26 protein-coding genes are annotated in these 20187 nt (G+C 65.2%); all 26 read left to right on the top strand.

Features of this window, described 5'->3' with window-relative positions:
* The first annotated feature begins 1 nt into the window (after position 1).
* The 26 genes from AC1RVY_RS23115 to AC1RVY_RS22990 all read left to right on the top strand — a co-directional run bounded on the left by AC1RVY_RS23115 (position 2) and on the right by AC1RVY_RS22990 (position 20176).
* Positions 2-238 (top strand): hypothetical protein, encoded by a 237-nt coding sequence (locus AC1RVY_RS23115; protein ID WP_492808377.1) that lies wholly within the window; start codon positions 2-4, stop codon positions 236-238.
* Positions 235-546, top strand: coding sequence for a transcriptional regulator (locus AC1RVY_RS23110; protein WP_492808376.1), 312 nt, complete (start codon positions 235-237; stop codon positions 544-546). The genes AC1RVY_RS23115 and AC1RVY_RS23110 overlap by 4 nt, the downstream gene beginning before the upstream one ends.
* Positions 547-567: 21 nt before the next feature.
* Positions 568-1476 carry a hypothetical protein gene (locus AC1RVY_RS23105; RefSeq protein WP_492808374.1) on the top strand — a complete coding sequence of 303 codons (909 nt, stop codon included), beginning with the start codon at positions 568-570 and terminating at the stop codon, positions 1474-1476.
* 22 nt (positions 1477-1498) lie between these two features.
* Positions 1499-3271 carry an integrase gene (locus AC1RVY_RS23100; protein WP_492808373.1) on the top strand — a complete coding sequence of 591 codons (1773 nt, stop codon included), beginning with the start codon at positions 1499-1501 and terminating at the stop codon, positions 3269-3271.
* Positions 3268-4461: an ExeA family protein gene (locus AC1RVY_RS23095; protein ID WP_492808371.1), complete on the top strand. Its 1194-nt coding sequence runs from the start codon at positions 3268-3270 to the stop codon at positions 4459-4461. Before AC1RVY_RS23100 ends, AC1RVY_RS23095 begins: the two co-directional genes overlap by 4 nt.
* Before the next feature lie 3 nt (positions 4462-4464).
* The gene (locus tag AC1RVY_RS23090; protein WP_492808369.1) at positions 4465-4623 is read left to right on the top strand and encodes a hypothetical protein; all 159 of its coding nucleotides are present in this window, start codon (positions 4465-4467) and stop codon (positions 4621-4623) included.
* Positions 4620-4835: a hypothetical protein gene (locus tag AC1RVY_RS23085; protein ID WP_492808367.1), complete on the top strand. Its 216-nt coding sequence runs from the start codon at positions 4620-4622 to the stop codon at positions 4833-4835. Before AC1RVY_RS23090 ends, AC1RVY_RS23085 begins: the two co-directional genes overlap by 4 nt.
* Positions 4832-5422 carry an HI_1489 N-terminal domain-containing protein gene (locus AC1RVY_RS23080; RefSeq protein ID WP_492808365.1) on the top strand — a complete coding sequence of 197 codons (591 nt, stop codon included), beginning with the start codon at positions 4832-4834 and terminating at the stop codon, positions 5420-5422. The genes AC1RVY_RS23085 and AC1RVY_RS23080 overlap by 4 nt, the downstream gene beginning before the upstream one ends.
* Positions 5419-5829: a hypothetical protein gene (locus AC1RVY_RS23075; protein WP_492808364.1), complete on the top strand. Its 411-nt coding sequence runs from the start codon at positions 5419-5421 to the stop codon at positions 5827-5829. Before AC1RVY_RS23080 ends, AC1RVY_RS23075 begins: the two co-directional genes overlap by 4 nt.
* Positions 5830-5860: 31 nt before the next feature.
* A complete protein-coding gene (locus AC1RVY_RS23070; protein WP_492808362.1) occupies positions 5861-6388 on the top strand; it encodes a hypothetical protein in 528 nt (175 codons plus the stop codon).
* Between the two features lie 2 nt (positions 6389-6390).
* Complete coding sequence (locus tag AC1RVY_RS23065; protein WP_492808360.1) at positions 6391-6669, top strand: hypothetical protein; 279 nt, start codon at positions 6391-6393, stop codon at positions 6667-6669.
* Positions 6666-7415 carry a DUF2786 domain-containing protein gene (locus tag AC1RVY_RS23060; protein ID WP_492808358.1) on the top strand — a complete coding sequence of 250 codons (750 nt, stop codon included), beginning with the start codon at positions 6666-6668 and terminating at the stop codon, positions 7413-7415. The genes AC1RVY_RS23065 and AC1RVY_RS23060 overlap by 4 nt, the downstream gene beginning before the upstream one ends.
* Before the next feature lie 221 nt (positions 7416-7636).
* Positions 7637-8527: a recombination-associated protein RdgC gene (locus AC1RVY_RS23055; RefSeq protein ID WP_492808356.1), complete on the top strand. Its 891-nt coding sequence runs from the start codon at positions 7637-7639 to the stop codon at positions 8525-8527.
* A gap of 120 nt (positions 8528-8647) precedes the next feature.
* On the top strand, positions 8648-8932 hold the full coding sequence (locus tag AC1RVY_RS23050) for a hypothetical protein (RefSeq protein ID WP_492808354.1): 285 nt from the start codon (positions 8648-8650) through the stop codon (positions 8930-8932).
* Between the two features lie 5 nt (positions 8933-8937).
* Complete coding sequence (locus tag AC1RVY_RS23045) at positions 8938-9375, top strand: phage protein GemA/Gp16 family protein (RefSeq protein WP_492808353.1); 438 nt, start codon at positions 8938-8940, stop codon at positions 9373-9375.
* 3 nt (positions 9376-9378) lie between these two features.
* Positions 9379-9804, top strand: coding sequence for a helix-turn-helix domain-containing protein (locus AC1RVY_RS23040; RefSeq protein ID WP_488833631.1), 426 nt, complete (start codon positions 9379-9381; stop codon positions 9802-9804).
* Between the two features lie 123 nt (positions 9805-9927).
* Positions 9928-10971 carry a hypothetical protein gene (locus tag AC1RVY_RS23035; protein WP_492808352.1) on the top strand — a complete coding sequence of 348 codons (1044 nt, stop codon included), beginning with the start codon at positions 9928-9930 and terminating at the stop codon, positions 10969-10971.
* A 60-nt stretch (positions 10972-11031) separates the two neighbouring features.
* The gene (locus AC1RVY_RS23030) at positions 11032-11997 is read left to right on the top strand and encodes a hypothetical protein (protein ID WP_492808350.1); all 966 of its coding nucleotides are present in this window, start codon (positions 11032-11034) and stop codon (positions 11995-11997) included.
* Between the two features lie 97 nt (positions 11998-12094).
* Positions 12095-12505 carry a hypothetical protein gene (locus tag AC1RVY_RS23025; RefSeq protein ID WP_492808348.1) on the top strand — a complete coding sequence of 137 codons (411 nt, stop codon included), beginning with the start codon at positions 12095-12097 and terminating at the stop codon, positions 12503-12505.
* A gap of 42 nt (positions 12506-12547) precedes the next feature.
* On the top strand, positions 12548-12922 hold the full coding sequence (locus AC1RVY_RS23020; protein ID WP_492808346.1) for a capsid cement protein: 375 nt from the start codon (positions 12548-12550) through the stop codon (positions 12920-12922).
* A gap of 21 nt (positions 12923-12943) precedes the next feature.
* Positions 12944-13438 (top strand): gp436 family protein, encoded by a 495-nt coding sequence (locus AC1RVY_RS23015; protein ID WP_492808344.1) that lies wholly within the window; start codon positions 12944-12946, stop codon positions 13436-13438.
* On the top strand, positions 13435-13911 hold the full coding sequence (locus AC1RVY_RS23010) for a phage tail terminator protein (protein ID WP_492808342.1): 477 nt from the start codon (positions 13435-13437) through the stop codon (positions 13909-13911). Before AC1RVY_RS23015 ends, AC1RVY_RS23010 begins: the two co-directional genes overlap by 4 nt.
* An 8-nt stretch (positions 13912-13919) precedes the next feature.
* A complete protein-coding gene (locus AC1RVY_RS23005; protein ID WP_492808340.1) occupies positions 13920-14672 on the top strand; it encodes a phage tail tube protein in 753 nt (250 codons plus the stop codon).
* A 74-nt stretch (positions 14673-14746) separates the two neighbouring features.
* A complete protein-coding gene (locus AC1RVY_RS23000; RefSeq protein ID WP_492808339.1) occupies positions 14747-18082 on the top strand; it encodes a tape measure protein in 3336 nt (1111 codons plus the stop codon).
* Positions 18079-18477: a hypothetical protein gene (locus tag AC1RVY_RS22995; RefSeq protein ID WP_492808337.1), complete on the top strand. Its 399-nt coding sequence runs from the start codon at positions 18079-18081 to the stop codon at positions 18475-18477. Before AC1RVY_RS23000 ends, AC1RVY_RS22995 begins: the two co-directional genes overlap by 4 nt.
* A gap of 4 nt (positions 18478-18481) precedes the next feature.
* On the top strand, positions 18482-20176 hold the full coding sequence (locus AC1RVY_RS22990) for a hypothetical protein (protein ID WP_492808335.1): 1695 nt from the start codon (positions 18482-18484) through the stop codon (positions 20174-20176).
* Positions 20177-20187 lie beyond the last annotated feature (11 nt).

Genomic DNA, 20187 nt, shown 5'->3' with positions numbered 1-20187 from the left:
TATGCCCACCGCCACCCGCGCACAGGTAGACGAGCTGATGCTCAAAGCGTTCTTCCCTGGCCGACCAGCCCGCAGCAGCGCCTACAAGGCGGGCGTGATTGCCAAACTGCGCCGTGCTCTCCAAGGCGAGCGCTTGGCCTGCCCCTATCAGCAGGGCTCCGCTGAGTTCGACGCATTTTTTTCTGGCTTGGACGAAGGCACCCGCATCGCACAGGCCTACATGGCGGCCCAGGCATGAGCGAAAAGACCTACACCCTGGCCGCTCCCATCCGCAAGACCTGCGACCTGTTCCGCCTGCTCGCCGGGCATGAGGTGTTGGGCCTGGCCCCCGGTGAGATTGCCAAGGGCATCGACGTCCCGCCCAGCTGGGTCAGTCAGAACCTGCCCGCGCTGGCCACCACTGGTTACGTGGAACAGGTGGCGGGCACGAACCGCTGGCGCCTGGGCGTGCAGTTTGTCCGCATCGCCACCACCGTGGCCACCAACCTGAATGCAGCAAAGCGCCAGCTTGACGACGTGAGCGCCCGGTATTCCGTCCCCCTGTAATTCCAACCCGAAGAGAACTTCATGGCCCGCAAAGAGACCCCCGCACCTGCATCCAAAGAGCCCGTCATTCTGGATGCTGTCATTGCCCAAGACATGAGCGCAGCCAATCAGCTTGCCTTGATCACCCGTGAGACTGAAACCCGTGTTCGCGCCGTCGCCGTGCAGATGGGCTACCAGCTGCCCGCCGACGCGACCGACCCCGACCTGATCCAGCGCGACATTGCCGCCAACATGCGGCGTAGTGTGGAGGCTTGCTTGGAGGTGGGGCGCGGGCTGGCCGTGTTGAAGGCTGCCTGTGAGCACGGCGAATTCATGGGCCGTCTGGATGTGCTCGGCGTGGACAAATATGTGGCGGCCCGCTTTATGCAGTCAGCCGCAAAGTTCGCAAAGTTGCCGACGTCGGCAACTTTGAAGGCCATTGGAAACCAGTCCAAGCTCTTCGAAATGCTCGTCCTGGACGATGAGCAGATTGAAGAACTGGAACTCACAGGCCAGACCGGCGAGTTGTCTCTGGACGATGTGGCCACGATGTCCGTCAAAGAGCTGCGCGCTGCCGTGCGTGAGGTGCGCGCAGAAAAAGCAGCGGTGGACAAGGTGCTCTCCGACAAGAACACCGCGATGGACAAGCTGCGCGCCCAGGTCAAGCGCATTGCCACCATCCCGCCAGACGATGCCCTGGCCGACCTCCAGCGCGAAGCCACCGCCAATATGAACGACGCATTGGGCGCGGTGCGCGGCGGGCTGCGTGCGGCCCTGATCGCCCTGAACAACCACGGCGACGAGCGCGGGCAGCAGGCCGTGTTTATGGCCGGGCTGGTGGGCCAGGTCGCTGCCGAGCTGGCGACGTTGCGCGAGGAATTCAACCTGCCAGATGTGTCCAACGCTGCTGACGTAGCCCTGGCGGGTGAAGTGGCTCAGTGGGCCAAGTAATAGCGCAGAGGCCCACCAACCCATGTCGCTCAACCCCGTGATCGTCGGCCGCCTGGCGCAGGTGCTCCAGGCCGCACAGGCGGCGCCACGCGGCGGCAAGCAGGCCATCTATGAGGCGGCCTGCGCCGAGCTGGGAATGAGCACCGCAACGTTGCACCGCCACCTTGGAAAAATCACCGTGAAGCCAGAACGCAAGAAGCGCAGCGATGCAGGCGATGTGTCGCTGACCCGTGATGAAGCCGTGGCCATCAGCGCCGCGCTCATGACCAGCCACCGCAAATCCAACAAGCGCCTGATGTCCATTGGCCAGGCAGTGGAAGTGATGCGCGCCAATGGCGAAGTGCGTGCCGAGCGCACCGACCCTGTCACTGGCGAGCTGGTGCCGCTCAGCGACAGCGCCATTGCCCGAGCACTGCGCCACTACAACCTGCACCCCGACCAGCTCAACCGCCCCACGCCCGCTGTGGAGCTCAAGAGCCTGCACCCCAACCACGTCTGGCAGGTGGATGCCAGCCTGTGCGTCCTGTACTACCTCAACGCCCGCACCGAGTCGGAAAGCGGCCTGCAGGTGATGGAGCGGGACAAGTTCTACAAGAACAAGCCCGCCAACCTCAAGCGCATTGAGGCCGACCGGGTTTGGAGCTACGAAATATCCGACCACACCAGCTCATCCATCTATTTGCAGTACGTGATGGGCGCCGAGAGCGGCACCAACCTGGCCGACTGCTTCATCAACGCCATCCAGAAGCGCGAGGGCGACCCGTTCCACGGTGTGCCTTTCGTGCTGATGATGGACATGGGCAGTGCCAACACCAGCGGCCTCTTCACCAACCTGGCTCGGCGCCTACAGGTTAAGACCATTGCCCACGCCCCGGGCAACGCCCGTGCCACCGGCCAGGTCGAAAAGACCCGCGACCTGATCGAACGCAGTTTCGAAAGCGGCCTGCGCCTGCGCCCCGTGCGCGACCTGGCCGAGCTGAACGCCCAGGCCCAGCGCTGGGCACGGTGGTTCAACGCCACCAAGGTGCACAGCCGCCACGGCAAGACCCGGTATGACGCCTGGATGACCATCACAGCCGAGCAGCTGCGTGTGGCTCCTCCGGTCGAGATCTGCCAGGCCCTGCTCACCGAGTCGCCAGAGACCCGCAAGGTCACCGACTTCCTGACCGTCTCCTACAAGGGCCGCGAGTTCGACGTTCGCGGTGTGCCCAACGTGATGGTGGGCGAGAAGCTGCACATCACGCTCAACCCTTGGGTACTGGACGCTGCCATGGTGGTGGACACAGATGCCGAAGGCAACGAAGTGCTGCACAGCATCCCGCTGGTAGTGCGCGACGACGCTGGGTTTCGCACGGATGCAAACGTCATCGGCGAAGACTGGAAGCGCCCCGCAGACACCCAGCTGGAAGCCAACCGCAAGGAGGTGGACCGCTTCGCCTACGACGCCACCACCGATGCCGAGGCCGAAGCCAAGCGCAAGGCCAAGGCCGTTCCTTTTGGTGGCCGCATCGACCCCGGCAAGGTCATCGATCAGGCGCCCGAGCGCACCTTCCTGCCACGCCGTGGCACGGACCTGCAGACCACTGTATCCACACAAAAGGCCCCGGCCCGTGTGCTCAGCCCCTTTGAGGCCGCCGCCGAGCTGGTGCGCCTGGGCGTCACGATGACCCGCGAGACCAGCGCCCAAGTGCGCGCCTGGTATCCAGACGGTGTGCCCGAAGACGAGCTGCAGGACTTGCAGGCCCGCCTCACCGTGCGCAGCGGCCTGCGCGTGGTGGCTGGGGGGGCCGCATGAGTCTAGCTCTTGTTTTCGATGCGCTGGGCGTCAGCCAGGCACAGGTGCGGCGCGATAGCGGCCTGAGCCGCTCGGCCCTCAGCCGCCTGGTTGTCCATGGCGTATGGCCCGCCCGTGGTGAAACCACGGCCCGCAAGTCGCTGGAGGCATGCCTGCGCAAGCACGGCGCAACGCCCGCCCAGCTGCTGACCCTGTTCACCCCCGCAAAGAAGTTGGCCCCGGTGAGTTCGTACCTCACCGAGGCCGCCCCTGAAGTCCCGAAACCAACCGAAACCCCCGAGGAGGAAACCATGCTACTGCAAAACACCGCGCTGAGCCCCGAAGCCCGCAAGCACTTCAACCTGCCACGCAACCCTTTCCAGGACGATGTGCAGAGCCCTGACGATGTGCACCAGACGTCCAGCGTGCGCTACGTGCGCGCCACGCTCACCGATTGCGCCCAGCACCACGGCTTTGTGGCGGTGGTGGGCGAGAGCGGCGCGGGCAAAACCACGCTGGCCGAAGACCTGGAAGAGCGCATCAAGGCCGAAAAGCGCGACATCGTGATCATTCGCCCTTACGTCCTGGCCATGGAAGCCAGCGACCAGAAGGGCAAGACGCTCAAGTCGAGCCACATTGCCGAGGCCATTGCTGCCTGCCTGGACCCCCAGCTCAAGGTCAAGAGCAGCCCCGAGGCGCGGTTCCGCCAAGTGCACGACCTGCTCAAAGCCAGCCGCCGCGCAGGCCGCCGCCACCTCCTTGTGATCGAAGAAGCCCACTGCCTGCCCAGCGCCACGCTCAAGCACCTCAAGCGCTTTATTGAACTCAAGGACGGCATGCAGCGCCTGATCGGCGTGGCGCTGATCGGCCAGCCCGAACTGCGCGACCGTCTCTCCAGCCAGAACGCCGATGTGCGCGAAGTGGCCCAGCGCTGCGAAGTGGTCGAGCTGGAGCCCTTGGACGCCGAACTGGAGGGCTACCTGCGCCACAAGTTCGCCCGGTTCGACATGAAGTATGAGGACGTGTTCGCCCCTGACGCGGCCGACGCCATCCGCGCCCGGCTGGTGCACATCCCGCGCGGTGGCAAGCCCACCGATGCCCGCAGCGAGTGCTACCCCCTGGTGGTCAACAACCTCGTCTGCCGCGCCATGAACGCCGCAGCCCGCGCTGGCTGGCCCCAGGTGGATGCCCAGGTCATCGGGAGCTGCTGAGCCATGGCCATCTACCGCATCAAGATCACCATGGCGGACGGCTCCCGGGGCCGCTGCACCGGCATCTTTGCCGATGGCTTCGAAGCCGTGCTGCAAACCCTGGCGGACTTCCCGGAGGCGCGCAGCGTGGCGGCCATGTTCATTCGGGGGGCCGCAGCATGAACCGCGCCCCACGCACCTGCCATCACGACACCGAGTCGCTGCCGCCTGGTGGCTACTACTTTGCCCCCGGCACAGTGGAGCACGGCCCACGCCGCGGACGCCGCATCACCGGCTGGCGCCGCCTGGTGCTGGAGGCCATCGCCCTGCTGGCGGTTTCTGGCTTGATCGGCTTTGCGGCCGGTGTGCTGCAGGCGAAAGGCTGGCCCCTGTGAGCGCTGACCTGTCTTGCCCCGTCTGCGGCACCGAGCTGGACCTGGCCGTGCTGTTTGCCCACGAGGGCGACCAGCGCGCCCTGGCCCGCCTGGCAGCCGTCAGCATCCCGCTGGGCGGCCGTGTGCTGCAGTACCTCGGCCTGTTCACCCCGCCCAAGCAACGGCTGACGGCGGCAAAGAAGATCAAGCTGATCCTGCAACTGCTGCCCGACCTTGAGCGCGAGGCCATCAGCTGGAAGGGCCGCGACTGGCCTGCGCCGCGAACTGCCTGGGCCATGGCCATCGACCAGATGCTTGCCGCCCGCGATGCCCAGCGCCTGGAGCTGCCCATGAAAGGCCACGGCTACCTTTTCGCCATCCTCGCAGGCATGGCCGACAAGCACGAAGACCAGGCCGAGCGCCAGCGCGAGCAAGACCTGCGCACCGGCCCCCGCGCCGCCACCGTCAACGGCCCCAAGAGCGTGGCCGACCTGGTGCAGCCCCCCGCACCACGGCCAGCACCTGCCGCACCGGCACCCGCTGGCATGTCCCCCACCGTCCGCGCCATGCGTCAACAAATCGAAGCCAAGAAAGGCACCCAGCAATGACCGCAGCCACTACCGCCCAGCTCAGCCGCGCTGCGCTGAACGACTACATCGAGAACCACCTGGCAAACGCCGCGCGCCCGCTCAGCCTGGCCGAAGTGTTCCGCGACGTGTACCCCGGCAAGCCAGCAAAGGATTGCGCGCTGCTGGCCCTGCGCAAACGCCTGCAATACCTGGCCGCCGAAGGTCGCCTGCATAGCGACGGATACGGCGACGGCCGGACATGGAGCGGCATCACCGATGCGCAACGCGCAGAGCAAGCCGCCTACGAGGCAGCCCAGGCCGCGCCCGTGGCGCTGCCGCGCCGCGTCGATGTGATGTCCGGCAACTACGTCCCCGCACGCGGCCCGGCGCTGCGCGCTGGCTCCCTGGACTTTCGCAGCTGCCCGAGCGTGGGCTACCGCTGCTGACTCCTCCCTCATTCACCAACTGGAGCCCTGTATGGCCACAACACTCGAAACCATCTCCAAGAATGCCGAAGTGCATGCCCAAGCCCGCAACCTGCTGGCCGAGCGTGTGACAGCACTCACCGACGCCCAGGCCGCGCTGCGCCGCGAACACCTGCCGGGCATTAAGCGTGCCCTGACCCGCGCTGCAGAAACCGAGGCCGCCCTGCGCGCCTTGGTGGAGGCCAACCCTGGATGCTTTGTCAGGCCGCGCACCCAGGTGTTTGCAGGCATCAAGGTGGGCTATGCCAAGGGCAAGGGCGCCCTCAGCTTTGACGACGCGGATTCCGTCGTCGCCCGCATCAAGAAGCACCTGCCCGACCAGGCCGACGTGCTGATCCGCACCAAGGAAGCGCCTGTGAAGGAGGCCTTGGCTCGGCTCTCAGCCGCTGAGCTGAAGAAGATCGGTGTCACCTTGTCCGAAGCTGGCGACCAGACCGTGGTCAGGCCTGTGGACAGCGAGGTGGACAAGATGGTCGATGCGCTGCTCAAGGCTGCCACTGGCCAGGAAGATGAGGCCTGACCATGGGCAGCATTCAATCCCGCCTGCTCGCCATTGGCTACCGCACCCCGGCGCAGCGCGACAACTGCCGCAACTGCGCGAAGTCCGTGCAGATCACGAAGGATGTTGCTTGGCCGGAAACCGAGTGTGGGCGCTACGGCTTCCGCACCAAGCCCATGGCCGTCTGCAATCAGCACGAGCCCAAGGGACGGGCGCAGCCCAATCTGGTGAACTGCGATAGCTGCCCTGGACATGGCTCCGGCTGCGAGTTGGATCGTTGCGCAAAGGGGGGGGCGGTATGACCCGCGACGAAGCACTTGAAAAGATCAAGAAGTGCTTGGCTCTCGCCGCCAGTCCGGAGGCGCACGAGGCCGCAGCGGCAATGCGCCAGGCGCAGAAGCTCATGGCGCAGTTTGGTTTGTCTGAGGAAGACTTGACGCTGGCCGACGTGGCGGAGGTGCGCCAACAAGCGCAGAACGTGCCCATGGTGCGCTGGGAAGCATCCCTTTCTTTCATGGTGGCGCGGGCTTTCGGTTGCGAGACCTTCACGACGCAGCGCCTGCAGCTAGGTGGTGGCCGACAGTTGCGCCGTAAACGCTTCTACGTGTTCGTGGGCATGGGGGCCGCGCCGGAGGTGGCGGGCTATGCGTTCGACGTGCTGGCTCGCCAGTGCGCGAAGGATCGCCGCCGCTACATCGGCCTGCAGAGCAAGAACTGCAAAGCCAAGACCAAGGTGGCGCGCGGCGACTTGTACGCCGAAGGTTGGATCGCAGGTGTGAGCGACAAGCTGGACCAGTTCGCTGGCAACGCGCGGGATGCGGCCCTGATCGCCCGCTACATGGAGCAAAACCACTCGGGCCTGGAAGCCGCTGACATCAAAAGCCGTGTCAAGGGCAAGAACGTCACGCACAACGACTGGCACCAGGGCCGGGCCGCTGGACGCCAGGCCGAGCTAAACCAGGGTGTACAGGGGCGTTCAGCGCAGCCGCTGCTAGCCAGGAACGTCCACATTGACGGCAACGGGTTCAGGCACGAACAGCCCGATTGACTCGCAACGCGCAACCGGCCGCCTTGGGGCGCGTAGGCCGGTGTGGCAAGCGGTGTGTGCCACGGTCTTTCCACAGGGCCGCAACTGCCGCAGGTGTCGAGTGCCACCGTGCTGATGTCCCTTTCCATCACCACGTGACCTCCTCCCCGCAAGGGGCTGGCGCGGCGATACCCGGTTTCCGGTGTCCGACAACACCGGTTCTTTTTCACCTGGAGCAACACATGTTCGCAAACCTCATCATCTACCGCATCGCCCCCCAGTGGTCCGCAACCCTTGACCAGGTCGAACAGGCGCTTGCAAAGGCGCCCTTTGCCGAGTGCGGCGCCACACAAGAAAAGTCGGTGGGCTGGATTCCGCCCCGTGGCGAGGCGCACGGCGCACTGGCGGAGGCCGTGGGCGGGCAATGGATGCTTCGGTTCATGGCTGAAGCCAAGGTGCTGCCAGGCAGCGCCCTGGCCCGCAAGGTCAAAGAGAAGGCCGCGCGCATCGAACAGGAGACCGGCCGCAAGCCCGGCAAGAAGGAAACCAAGGAGCTGAAAGACGAGGCCAAGCTGGGCCTGCTGCCCATGGCCCTGACCAAGCAAGCCTCTATGTGGGTGTGGATCGACCCGGTCGCGCGCCTGCTGGCGCTGGACACCTCCAGCCAGGGCCGTGCGGATGAGGTGGTCACCCTGCTGGTCGAAGCGCTGCCCGGTTTGTCAGTGTCATTGCTCCAGACCCAGACCAGCCCCCAGGCAGCGATGGCCCATTGGCTCAAAGAACAAGAGCCACCCGTTGGCTTCACGGTGGACCGCGAGTGCGAACTCAAGAGCGCAGACGAGTCCAAGGCAGTGGTGCGCTATGCCCGCCACCCGCTGGACATTGAGGAGGTGCAAGCGCACATCGACGCGGGCAAGCTGCCCACACGCCTGGCGCTGACCTGGGATGACCGCGTGTCGTTTGTGCTCACCAGCGAGCTGCAGTTGCGCAAGGTGCAGTTCCTCGACACCGTTTTCGAGGGCACGAAGGCCGACGACGGTGGGTTTGATGCTGACGTGGCCATCGCCACTGGCGAGCTGGTGAAGCTGATCCCTGACGTGGTGGAGGCACTGGGTGGCGAGCCGCAGTCCTGACCGCCCCCTCGAATCGCCCGCCAAAGGCCGCAAACCCCTCCCAAATCGTCCCAATTTGAAAACGCGGGGGATTGGGGCCTGACAGGCTCCCAGGCCCCCAAAACCCGCACAAGCCCAATCATGAAAATCCCCGCCCTGACCGTGGCTCTCGTCCTCTCTTGCCTGACCCCGGCTTTCTTCCTCTCCTGCCTAGCTGCATTCTTCGGGATGCTGGGCGCCTTGTTGCTGGCAATGCCTTCCTACCCGGGCTGGGGGTTCGGCGCGTTCCTGGTCAGCAACGTGAGCTGGCTCACGGTGAGTGCCTGGCAGCGCCAGTGGCCTTTGCATGTGCAGCAATGGGTTTTCCTGGTTTTCAGCCTGTTGGGGCTTTGGAACTGGTGGCTTGGACCGCTGGTGCTGGGTTGAGCGCCATGGCAAACCACATTGCAGCCATTCACGTGCTCAAGTCCAAGCTGCAGCTCTCGGACGATGACTACCGCGCGCTGCTGCAGAGCCTGACCAAAAAGACCAGCACCAAGGACATGACGGACAAGGAGCGCCAGGTTGTGCGCGATCACCTGCAGAACCTGGGCGCGCGTATGGGCGTGGTCAAACCAGTTCGCCGAAGCGCCCCCGCTCGCACCTTTGCCCAGGCCAAGGCCGAGGCCAGCCCGAGAGAGCGCAAGGTGTGGGCGCTCTGGCACCAGCTGCACCGCGACGGCCTGATCCATGACACCAGCCCGAAAGCCCTCAACGCCTGGGTGGCCCGCACGGTGCATGTGAGCGCGCTGGCATTTGCAAATGCGGCCCAGCTGGATACCTGCATTGAAGCGCTGAAGTCTTGGCAGCAACGCAAGGAAGTGATGTAACCCATGCATGACATGTTTGACCGCCTTAACCTGACCGAGCTGACGCAAGAGCAGCTGCAACCGCTGGAGGCGCTGATGCCCGCCAGCTGGCCCGATGTGTGGCGCAGCTTTGCCACCAGCTACTACATCACACTGCTGTCTGCGCCAGGCTCTGGCACGGTGTCTGCGGCAGCACTCGCCAGTCTGGCCGTGGCGTTGATGCTAGGGTTGGCGCAGGACGAAGGCGGTACTCAGCCATACATACCGGTGGGGGCCGATGTTATGAGCAGCGCCCGCGCGCGCCGGGTGGTCGAGCTGCTTGAGCAAGGGCAGTCTTACAAGCAGGTGGCCGACGAAACCGGCATCACGGTCAGCCGGGTGCGCAACATTGAGCGCGCCTGGCGCCGTGAGCAAATCGCGCTGCGGCAAGGCACACTGCCGCTAGACTGACCCAGTAAACCGCCCCCGCATATCTGCCCCGCCTGCCTCGCGCGCGCGGGGCTTTTTCTTGGCTGCAAATCTGTGGTGCGCGGCATTTGGGCTTGCACCTCAATGGCCGCGACAGTAGCGGCTATGCCCTCCAAGAAGCCCGCCACCACTGCCGCATCCGCCGTAACGCTGCCTGCTGGCATCGAGATTTTCCGGCCGGGGCGCCACATTGATGACCAGGGCGTGGCGCACAACTTCAGCGATGCCGACGTGGACGGCATGGCCGCCAGCTACAACCCCGCGCTGCGCGAAGCGCCTCTCACTGTGGGCCACCCCAAGGACAACCTCCCGGCCTACGGCTGGGTTAAGGCCGTCAGCCGCAACGCAGATGGCGTGCTGGCAATCACCCCCCACAACGTAGAGCCGCAGTTCGCCGAGATGGTGGCGGCCAAGCGCTTTCCAAAGCGCAGCGCGTCCTTCTACCCGCCCCAGGCGCCCAACAACCCAACGCCCGGCAAGTGGTACTTGCGGCATGTGGCGTTCCTGGGCGCACAGCCCCCGGCCATTGCGGGGCTCAAAGACATCCAGTTCTCTGAAGACGACGCAGGCGGCGCCGTCTCGTTCTCCGAATCCGCCGAACCGTCACCCCCCCAGGAGTCTCTATCCATGACTGAAGCAGAAATCAAAGCAATGCAGGAGCAGCTTGCTGCAGAAAAGAAAGCCCGCGAAGAAGCTGAAACGAAAGCCGTTGCCGAAGCAAAACGTGCCACGGCAGCCGAAGCCGCAACAGCATCTTTCGCCGAGAAGGCCCGCGCAGACCGCAAAGCCGGTTTCGTGTCCTTCGCTGAAACCCAGGTGGAGGCAGGCCGCGTGCTGCCCAAGGACAAGGCCATGGTCGTGGCCACGTTGGAGGTGCTGGCTGACGCCCAGCCCGTGGAGTTCGCAGAAGGCGACACCACCCGCAAGGTCAGCCCGGCCCAGTGGCTGCAAGACCTGATCGCCAAAGCAGAGCCCGCTGTGAACTTCGGTGAGTTCGCGGGCGGCCGTATCGCCAGCCAATCCCAGCCAGGCGCGGCCAAGGGCAAGAGCGACGCCGAGATCGACAAGGCCGCGCAGGACTACATGCGCCAGCACAAGGTGAACTACTCCGAGGCACTGACCGCCGTCACTGCGTCGTTCACGAACTGATCGCGCCCCGGTAGCACCACGACACCCAACGCACCACATCTTCACCAGGAACAGTCCACCATGACCATGACCCTTGCCGAGATCCGGCTCAAGCAAAACCCCATCCTGACCAACCTGCTGCTGGGCATGGGCCAGGGCAACTACGTCGCCGAGCAGCTGTTCCCCCGGCTGCCCCAGGCACTCTCCAGCGTGCAACTTGCCCAGCTGGGTGATGAGCGCCTGCGCCGCTACAACCTGCGCCGCGCGCCCGGCGGGCCAACGAAGCGCGTCAACATCAAGTTCGAGGGCAAGACCTACTCGGTCGAGCAATACGCGGTGGATGTTCCTATGCCGCGCGAGCTGCTGCGCGAGGCCGATGAGAGCCGCAAGCTGAACGTGGGCAACTACCTGGACGTGAGCCGCATCGCCATGACCACGGCCAGCGATATCCTGGCCTTGGACTACGAGATCGACGTGGCCACCCTGGCAACCACGGCGGGCACCTATGCAGCGGGCCATGTTTTGGCACTGGCTGGCGCCACAAAGTGGAGCGCGGCAACCGGCACGCCCGTGACAGACATCCGCGCGGCCAGCGACGTGATCCGCAAGAAGATCGGTCAGCGCCCCAACAAGCTGACTCTGTCGGCCGATGCAGAGAGCGCGCTGGTGACGAACCCAGAAGTGCGCTCTTACCTGCCGTCTACGCAGATGGGCCCTGCTACCCACGAGCAGCTCAAGACCATCCTCAAAGTGGATGAGATCGTGGTGGGCGATGCGGTGTGGATCGACGAAACCGACACTGGCCGCGACGTGTGGGGCAACAACGCCATCTTGGCCTACGTGCCCAAGATCGGTGGCAACGGCAGTGCAGACATCAGCCTTGCGCAGCCAGCCTTTGGCTTTACCAACGTGATCGAAGGCCATCCGTTTGCAGAGACGCCGGACTACGACCGTGGCACCAAGAGCTGGATCTACGGCGCCACCTACGAGCGCAAGCCCAACGTGGCCTACAACACCGCCGCTTTCCTGTTCACCAACCCGAAATAAACCGCCGCAGGGGCTGTATTCCAGCCCCACTTTTAGCAAGCGAGAACCCCCCGAGGCCGTCGCGCCTCGGGGCAGTCAAAGCACAAGGAATTTCCCAATGAGAAAACTGATTGCCTTGGTCGCCACTGCCGTCTTCGTCAACGGCGCGCGCACGATCATTCAGCCGGGCGAAGAGCTCCCCGAGCTGAGCAAACACGATGAACGCGAGCTGCTGATATCGGGGGCTGCAGAGAACCCCGCCGACACGGCCGCACTTTTCAAGGCAGACGCCCGCGCCACCGCAGCGACACAGGCGGCGTTCCAGGCCGCGCGAGAGCGCGCATTGCAAGAGCGCGCATCCACCAATGTGGGCGACGGCAGCGACGCGGGGGCGGTATCGGCCAGCGCTGCACCGTCTGCCACGGCGGCTGATACCACCACGGCATCACCCGCCCCGGCACCTGCCCCGGTGGCCAAGCCACCCGCAGCACCTGCGAAGGCCGCTGCAAAGCCCGCCGCGCGCAAGTAAGCGCAGCGCACCGCACCCCCATAACTTCAGGAGCCAAACACAATGGCATCGCAAAACAACACTGGCCGGCAGTTCGACAAGCAGCACTCAGTGACCATCGTGGCCACGGCCGTGCTGGCCGCCCATCGCTTCGCCGCCTATGACGGCGGCTATCCCACCATCGCGGGTGGCGCCAAGGACTGCCAGGGCGTTACCGAAAACGCCGCCGATATCGGCGAGGCCGTCAGCCTGACCACGGGCTACAGTGCACTTGTCGAGGCAGAGGCCGCCATTGGCTTCGGCGTGTACGTGAAGGTGGGCACCGATGGCAAGGCTGTTGCGGGCACTGCGGCCGACCACTGTGGGCGAGCCTTGGGCGCAGCCACCCAGGCCGGGCAGCTGATCGAAGTGCAGCTCTACAAGCACGTTCACGCCTGATAGCCACGGGCGCAGCCTTCAATGATCTACGCCACTGTGCAGGACATGGTCAACCGCTTCGGCGAGCAGGAACTCATCCAGCTCACCGACCCGGAACTGCAGACCGTGAACGCAACCAAGGCTGAGCGTGCTCTGGAGGATGCCCAGGCATTTGCCGACAGCTTTGTGGCCCGCGTGTACCGCCTGCCGCTGACCGGTTGCAGCAAGCCCGCCCCCGTGCCCGGCAACCCCGGCGCCGTGGAGCTGGTGGCGCCACCCCAGATCACCCGCGTGGTGTGTGATGTGGCGCGCTACTACCTGTACAGCAACCTGGCGCCGGAACACGAGGTTTACCTGCGCTACAAGGCCGCCGAGCGCGAGCTGCTGCAAATCTCCGAAGGCAAGGCGGTGCTGTCTTGCCCGTGGGGCGGAACCCCTGGCACCTTGGTGGCGGGCGATGCGCCCGGCGATGCCGAGGTGCACTACGGCTTCAGCCCCCGCCAGATCACCGACGACACGCTGCGGGGTTTCGCATGAGCACCAGCGGCCAAACCGTTGAGCAGAGCAACAACTTCATGGCGCTGGAGCCGCGCCTGGTGGAGCTGGTGCGCAGCGCCGTCCAGGGCATGAGCCCGGCCGTGCATGTGCTGACTGCGGCAGACCTGGCTGGCGTAGCTGAAAGCGCCCAGCACACGCCTGCGGTTCACATCGTCTACAGCGGCTATCGGGTTGCCGAAGACATAGGCCTTGCATTGCGCCTAGAGCACACCTGGCTGGCAGTGGCGGCTGTGCGCAACGTGGCGAAGGCCCGGAGCGGTGCCGCCGCACGCCAGGATGCTGGCCTGCTGCTCGCCCGAGTTACGGGTGCCCTGGTAGGCGCGCAGGTGCAGGGCGCAACGAAGCCCCTGGCATTGGTAACCCCGCCAGGGGCCAAGTACTCCGCAGGGTTTCAGTACATCCCCTCGGCCTTCCTGGTCGAGACCGTTTTCCACAAGAGTCAACCGCAATAGGAGCCACCATGGCAGCAGTCGAAATCACCAAACGCACCTACGCCCCCAGCGGCCTCGTGGGCAAGTTCTACATGGCGCCGTTCTCGGCGTCCGGCTTTCTCGAACCCATTGGCAACGTGCTGGAAGCCAGCACGGAGCAGACCGAGGAAGTGGAAAAGCAGCCAGACATGACGGCTCTCGGCGGCGGCACCCACGCCGAAATCCGCCGCGTCACAGGCGTGAAGTTCAAGGCCAAGTTGGCTGATCTGAATATCGTGAACTACGCCCGTGCGCTGCTGGGCACGGTGAGCCCAGAGGATGCAGGCACGGTGGCAGATGTGCCTGGCGTTGTGCGCCGTGGCGCGCTGATCCCTCTGCCACACATCAATATCACCAATCTGGTGGTCAAGAAGGGTACGGACGTCGTCCCTGCTGCGGGCAACTTCGACTTGCTGCCGGAGGGCATTTGGGTGCGCGCCGATGCCGTAGGCCTGGCTGATGCTGACGCCATTACCTACAGCTACGGCTACGCCGACCAGGTGGTGATCGAAGCCTTGACCGCCAAGGCCCCCGAGCTGCGGATTCGTTTTGCGGGTCTGAACGAAGCCGACAGCGGCCGTCCCGTGGTGATGGACATGTGGCGCGTGAGTCAGGGCGTGACCAAGCAGCTATCCATCGTTAAGAAGGGCTTTGGTGCGCTCGACATCGAGGGCGAGCTGCTGCAGGACCCCTCCAAAGTGGGCATCGGCATCAGCCGGTACATGCGCACGATCCACGTCTAAGCCTTCCTTCCAGTACAGGGCCGCCAGCCGCTTGGGCGGTGTGCGGCCCTTTCTACGTCCACCCCCCACACAGCATGGCCAACGAGAACAAGATTGACTACACAGTCCGCGTCAATGGCGACGGGCTGGAGAAGTTCAACAAGACGCTCGACACCACCGAGGACGCCACCAAGGATCTCGGCACCGCAGCGACCACGGCCGGTGCGGGCGTGGACAAGTTGCAGGCATCGGCCGACAAGGCCGGGACCGAGATATCGGACCTTTCAAAGGCCGTTGACGACAAGACGCGCGCTATCAAAGCCGGGCTGCTGGTCGAACAGTCCGAGATCGAGCTCCAGCGCCAGCACCTCGCCGCCAGCCAGGCGGAGCAACAAGCCCGCCTGCAGGCAGCGCAGGCCAAGGGCGATGAGGCCGCCGCCGCCCGCGCCAGGAACGCCCTGGCCCAGATCGAAGCCGACCAGCTCGGCCTGGTCGCCCGCGCCAAGCGCGCCGAGGCCACTGCGACCCAGCAGGCGACCACCGCACGCCGGGACGAACTCGCCGCCATTGGCCCGCTCAACGCGGCCCACGCAGCAGAGCTGCAGGCCGCCGAGAACCATGCCCGGGCACTGCGGGTGGAAGCCGCCGCCGCCGATCAGGCTGCGCAGCGCGCCCGGGAATTGGGTACCGCCCATCGCAGCAGCGCGGGTGCTACGGACCAGCTCGGCGGGCGTGTATCGGCCCTGACTGGCTTGCTTGGCCAGATGGCGGGCGCATTGGGCGTTGCTTTCAGCTTCCGTGAGCTGGTCACCGCGGCTGCCCAGATGGAGCAGCTGCGCAGCGGGCTGACGGCCGTCACCGGTGACGCCACCAAGGCGGGCAAGGAGCTGGAATACGTCCGCACGGTGGCATCGCGGATCGGCGCCGATGTCAACGACGTGGGGCGTGCGTTCCTGAGCCTTTCGGCCGCGACAAAGGGCACCGCCGTGGAAGGCGAGCCGACACGCCAGGTGTTCGAAGCCGTGGCCACGGCCATGGGCAAGGCTGGCAAGAGCAGCGCTGAGACCTCGCTCGCCCTGCAGGCGGTTGCACAGATCGCCAGCAAGGGCACGGTGCAAATGGAGGAGCTGCGCGGCCAGCTCGGCGAGGCATTGCCCGGCGCACTCAACGCGGTGGCCAAGGGCCTGGGCATCACGACGGCCGAACTCATCAAGCTGGTCGAAGAAGGCAAGGTCGCCGCCAGCGACTTGTTCCCCGCCCTTACCAAAGGCCTGAATGACTTGTACGGCAGCGCGCCCGCTGCCCAGACACTGACCCAGGAAATCACCAACATCAATAACGCCGTCACCGACATGGCGGCGAATATTGGTGAGGCCGGTGGGCTCACGGCGCTCAAGAAAGGCGCGGAGATCGCGCAAGGCGCCATCGTGGGTCTGGACGCTGGCCTGGTAGCGGCTGGCAAGAGTATTGGCGTTGTTCTCGCGGCCATCGCAAACTGGGACTTCTCCGGCCTGAAACAGGCTTTCGCGGACATCGAGAAGGAAGCCAACGACAAGATTCTGAAGGCGGCGCAGCACAACGAAACGCTGCGCAACTCCCTGAAGAACAGCGGAGACCAGGCGGTCATCACCGCCCTCGCGCAGCAAGAGCTGGCCAACAAGACCGGTGCGGTCAGCGCCGCCGCCCTGGCCGGGGCCAGCGACTTCGTGAAGCTGCAAAACGGCTATCGCATCGTGCGCGAATCCGTCGTGGAACAGATTGCCGCCCAGGAAAAGAGCGTGCTTGCCCGGGATGCGGAGGGCAAAGCAGCCGTGGCCCTGGCCAACGCGTTCGGCACCGAGACCGAGCAGCGCAAGGCCCAGGCCGCCGCCGCTGCCGCTAACGCGGCAGAGGCCGAGAAGCTCGCCGCCCTCAAGCTGCAGGAGCTCGCCACCATGCAGGCGGAGCTGCAAGCCCTCAAAGATGAGACCGCACAGCTCGCGGTGGTGGATGAGGCCAAGACCAAGCAACTCGCCGAGCTGGAGAAACAGGTTGCACTGCGCCAGCAAGAAACAGATAAGGCCGTGGCCCAGGCCGGAGCCAGCCGCCTGCTTGCAGAGCAGACCCGTGCGGAGGCGGAGGCCGCGCGCGACAACAGCGGCCGGGTTGACGAGCTGCGGGATGCCTATGAAAAGGCGCGGGCCAAACTGGAAGAATTGCGCGCGGCAAAGGAGGCGGGGCTAGCCACAACCCGCGAATTCAAGGAAGCAGAAAACGAGGCGGGCCGCGCAGCGCTGCTGTACCGCGATGCGCTGGCTGACCAAGTGCGAGCGATCGAAGCCAAAGCAAATGCCCAACGGGCCGGAATCGACGTGGAAGCGTCGGTTGTCCAGCTTGCCATTGCGCAGCAACGCGCAATCCTTGAAGTCGCCCGTGCGAAGGGCGATGAAGCGGGGGCCACGCGCGCCGCGAACGAACTCCGAAAGCTGGAGATTCAGCTTGCCGAACTCTCTGCGAAGGCTAAGCGCGCCGAGGCTGAGGCCGCACTGGCCACGGTCGCGGCGAAGCGGGCCGAACTGGTGGCCACCGACCAGCTCACCGAGGTCAAGCGTCTGGAGCTGGACGCCGCCGAAAAGGCCGCCCGCGTCAAGATCAAGGAGGCCGAGATCGCCGAGGTAACGGCGAAGGGCCTGAAGGATCTCGCCGATGTCCACCGGTCGCTGGGTACGGAGGCAGGTCGCGCAGTCGGTGGCATCGACTCGATGACCCGGGCCCTAGGGCGTCACGGGCAAGCGGCAACCGCTGCGGCCGCCAGCGTGCAGGATCTGTACGACAAGCATCGGCTCGGGTCATTTGAAGAAAGCTCCGACGCCATAGAGAAGTCGCGGCAGACGCACACCGGCAACGTGGCCGTTCAACAGGAGTACATCGACGCCGAAGTGGCCCGCCTCTTCGGCGACAACATGGTCGGCAACAAGAAGGCCGAAGAGGTCTACCAGCTCGGGGTTCGCTCTGAGCAGTATTGGAAGTACGGCGGCCCAACATCGAAAGAGGGCTTTGCTGAAGCCAACGCGGTCAAGAAAGCCTACGAACGGGCGAAGGCGGAACTTGAGGCCATGATGGCCGAGGAAAGCCAGCGCAAAAAAGACGCCGAAGATGAGGACTCAACTTCGGGCCGCAAGCGCGGTAAGGGCGGCACCACGGACGGCAAGCCTGACCCCAGCGGCACAGGCTCAGATAGCGGCTCGCGCTCCTCGGGCAGCGGTATCAGCACGGGCACCGGCACCGGCAATGACAGCCGCTCGGAATCGGGCGGCACCACCACCTACGTCTCCAACATCACGCTGCCTGGCGGCCGGACGGCACGCATCGCCCACGCGGACGCAGAGAGCCAGTCCACCACCGAACAGCTGCTGCGTGACCTGGCTGCAGGCAAAGGGGTTTTCCAATGATCGCTCTCACCCTGGGCAGCATGACGCTGGACCTGCCCGACCGCCTGCTGTGGATCGACGAATTCGAGTGGACGCCTGTAGTGACTGCCGTGCGCTGGGGTACCACGGGCGCAATGCAAGTTCACGTCGGCAAGCGCCAGGCGGGCCGCCCGATCACGCTGGATGGCCGCGAATCCCAAGCATGGATAGGCCGGGCGCTGTGCGCCCAGCTCCAGGCCTGGCACGCGCTGCCTGGTGCCGTTTTCAGCTTGGTCATCCGTGGCCAAGCCCGCGATGTGTGCTTTGACACCGGCCAGGGCGCTGGCTTCACTGCTGCGCCGGTTTGGAAGCTGTTGGACGGCGAGCACGACGCGGAAACCCTGTACCGCCCCTTCTTTAAATTCCTGGAGGTTTGACCCTATGCCACTACTTGCTGGCGACATCCGATTGGCACGCTCGGCCAACATGGCCGACGTGCCCGAAGGTGGCGGGCCGCCGTCTGCCCAGTTGCTCACCTCGGGCCGGTCAAATGAGATTTTCCCGGACATCTCGGAGGAAACGCGCACTGTCGGCCGCGTCGAGATCTATCAAATCTTCGGCCTGCTGCGCAACACCGACCGCGCCGCGTTGACCGGCTCCAATGTGATCCTGGCGAAGCCTCCGGCAGACCCCAATGTCTCGGTCACGCTGCTCTCGCTCAAAGACCCGTTTGCTACCCGCGCCGACATCGCGCGCCGCATTGAAGCGGGCATGTCGCCGGGCTCTGAGTGGTCCGGCTATCTGCTGGAAAACCACTTCGTGACGATGCGTTCCGTGACGCTCCTGCAGCGCCCGGGATCGAAGCCGCCCACCATCGGCCGCACCTATGTCCTCGTCTACCTGGAGGGCCAGGCCGGGGAGCGCCGCCAGCGCATCAAGATCAAAGCTGTGACCACCGAGACCCGGATGTTCTCCGAGGTAATCGGCAATGCGCTCATCGACTTTGAAGCCCAGGTGACAAGCTGCGAGCTTTTCGACGGTTTGCTGTTCGACTTCCCAGGCTCGCCGCCCACACGCACCTACGCCCGGCAAGCGGCAAAGACCGCGCTGCGCGAGACGGTCTACAGCGACACCGGCATGTTCTACGGCGCGGGCCGCCTGACGGTAGCAACGCAGCTCACCGACACATGGCTGCAGGTCAACAGCATCACGACACAGATCGTGCCGAACAGCCGTACCGAGTCTGCCACCGTTGATCAGCGCCCCAGCGCGCGGCAGACACTCACCCTCGCTACGGTGCCGCGCAAAGTCGAGGTCGGCATTACTCCGCACACAAAGCGCGTCAAGATCGGCGAAGAAAACGCGGGCCTTGTCTACGTGGACCAGCTCCGTCCGCTGCCGGAGCCTGGAGCTGTATTCATCGACTACTGGTCCATGGGCGCCCGCTACACGATCTATGACGACGGCACGGGCCGCCTGGTGGGCTCGGGCGGCGGCGCGGTGAGCTACCTCACCGGGGCCGTGAACTACACGCTCAAGTTCCTGCCCGACATCGGCAGCGCGATCGCGATCACGCACGGCACCCGCCTGGCCTACACGGACCGGTCGGGCCAGGGCGCCCAGGTGCGCGCGCCGGAGTTCGCTTTCATGATCGAGAGCGATGACCAGTGGGACCGGATCGTCCCGGGCTCACTCTCTGTGAAGTACCTGAGCGGCGGTGTCCTGCGCACCGTGACGGACAACGGCACAGGCGGCCTTACTGGGGCCGCGACGGGCGTTGTGGACTACCCAAGCCGCAGCGTGCTGCTGCGGCCGACGCTGATGCCGGACGCCGGCGCCGAGCTGCTCGTGGAGTGCCAGGTCGACGCGATTGTCACCGAGATGCTGGTGCCCGGCGGCCCCGATGCGGGCGGCTACATCACTTTGAACCTGGCACAGCAGCCAGCAGCAGGCACCTTGGCGATTCAGTGGGCCACCTCGCGCTCGACCAGCAACACGAGCGGCAGCAAGCTGACCACCACGACGGCAACCAAGAACACCGACGTCACGTACACGATTCGCAGCGTTCCCGAGTACTACGAGCCGTCGCCCCCGGGCGGTGGCGGTGGTGGCGTCAACTGGCCCCGTTCTTCCTGAGGAAAAACAGC

The sequence above is a fragment of the Acidovorax sp. GW821-FHT11A03 genome (assembly GCF_058809075.1).
The sequence above is the reverse complement of the archived record's forward strand: the minus strand, read 5'-3'. Positions and strand labels throughout refer to the sequence as shown.

Coding starts and splice junctions, on each gene's coding strand:
- AC1RVY_RS23115 (WP_492808377.1), top strand. CDS start 2: ATGCCCACCGCCACCCGCGCACAGGTAGACGAGCTGATGCTCAAAGCG.
- AC1RVY_RS23110 (WP_492808376.1), top strand. CDS start 235: ATGAGCGAAAAGACCTACACCCTGGCCGCTCCCATCCGCAAGACCTGC.
- AC1RVY_RS23105 (WP_492808374.1), top strand. CDS start 568: ATGGCCCGCAAAGAGACCCCCGCACCTGCATCCAAAGAGCCCGTCATT.
- AC1RVY_RS23100 (WP_492808373.1), top strand. CDS start 1,499: ATGTCGCTCAACCCCGTGATCGTCGGCCGCCTGGCGCAGGTGCTCCAG.
- AC1RVY_RS23095 (WP_492808371.1), top strand. CDS start 3,268: ATGAGTCTAGCTCTTGTTTTCGATGCGCTGGGCGTCAGCCAGGCACAG.
- AC1RVY_RS23090 (WP_492808369.1), top strand. CDS start 4,465: ATGGCCATCTACCGCATCAAGATCACCATGGCGGACGGCTCCCGGGGC.
- AC1RVY_RS23085 (WP_492808367.1), top strand. CDS start 4,620: ATGAACCGCGCCCCACGCACCTGCCATCACGACACCGAGTCGCTGCCG.
- AC1RVY_RS23075 (WP_492808364.1), top strand. CDS start 5,419: ATGACCGCAGCCACTACCGCCCAGCTCAGCCGCGCTGCGCTGAACGAC.
- AC1RVY_RS23070 (WP_492808362.1), top strand. CDS start 5,861: ATGGCCACAACACTCGAAACCATCTCCAAGAATGCCGAAGTGCATGCC.
- AC1RVY_RS23065 (WP_492808360.1), top strand. CDS start 6,391: ATGGGCAGCATTCAATCCCGCCTGCTCGCCATTGGCTACCGCACCCCG.
- AC1RVY_RS23060 (WP_492808358.1), top strand. CDS start 6,666: ATGACCCGCGACGAAGCACTTGAAAAGATCAAGAAGTGCTTGGCTCTC.
- AC1RVY_RS23055 (WP_492808356.1), top strand. CDS start 7,637: ATGTTCGCAAACCTCATCATCTACCGCATCGCCCCCCAGTGGTCCGCA.
- AC1RVY_RS23050 (WP_492808354.1), top strand. CDS start 8,648: ATGAAAATCCCCGCCCTGACCGTGGCTCTCGTCCTCTCTTGCCTGACC.
- AC1RVY_RS23045 (WP_492808353.1), top strand. CDS start 8,938: ATGGCAAACCACATTGCAGCCATTCACGTGCTCAAGTCCAAGCTGCAG.
- AC1RVY_RS23040 (WP_488833631.1), top strand. CDS start 9,379: ATGCATGACATGTTTGACCGCCTTAACCTGACCGAGCTGACGCAAGAG.
- AC1RVY_RS23035 (WP_492808352.1), top strand. CDS start 9,928: ATGCCCTCCAAGAAGCCCGCCACCACTGCCGCATCCGCCGTAACGCTG.
- AC1RVY_RS23030 (WP_492808350.1), top strand. CDS start 11,032: ATGACCATGACCCTTGCCGAGATCCGGCTCAAGCAAAACCCCATCCTG.
- AC1RVY_RS23025 (WP_492808348.1), top strand. CDS start 12,095: ATGAGAAAACTGATTGCCTTGGTCGCCACTGCCGTCTTCGTCAACGGC.
- AC1RVY_RS23020 (WP_492808346.1), top strand. CDS start 12,548: ATGGCATCGCAAAACAACACTGGCCGGCAGTTCGACAAGCAGCACTCA.
- AC1RVY_RS23015 (WP_492808344.1), top strand. CDS start 12,944: ATGATCTACGCCACTGTGCAGGACATGGTCAACCGCTTCGGCGAGCAG.
- AC1RVY_RS23010 (WP_492808342.1), top strand. CDS start 13,435: ATGAGCACCAGCGGCCAAACCGTTGAGCAGAGCAACAACTTCATGGCG.
- AC1RVY_RS23005 (WP_492808340.1), top strand. CDS start 13,920: ATGGCAGCAGTCGAAATCACCAAACGCACCTACGCCCCCAGCGGCCTC.
- AC1RVY_RS23000 (WP_492808339.1), top strand. CDS start 14,747: ATGGCCAACGAGAACAAGATTGACTACACAGTCCGCGTCAATGGCGAC.
- AC1RVY_RS22995 (WP_492808337.1), top strand. CDS start 18,079: ATGATCGCTCTCACCCTGGGCAGCATGACGCTGGACCTGCCCGACCGC.
- AC1RVY_RS22990 (WP_492808335.1), top strand. CDS start 18,482: ATGCCACTACTTGCTGGCGACATCCGATTGGCACGCTCGGCCAACATG.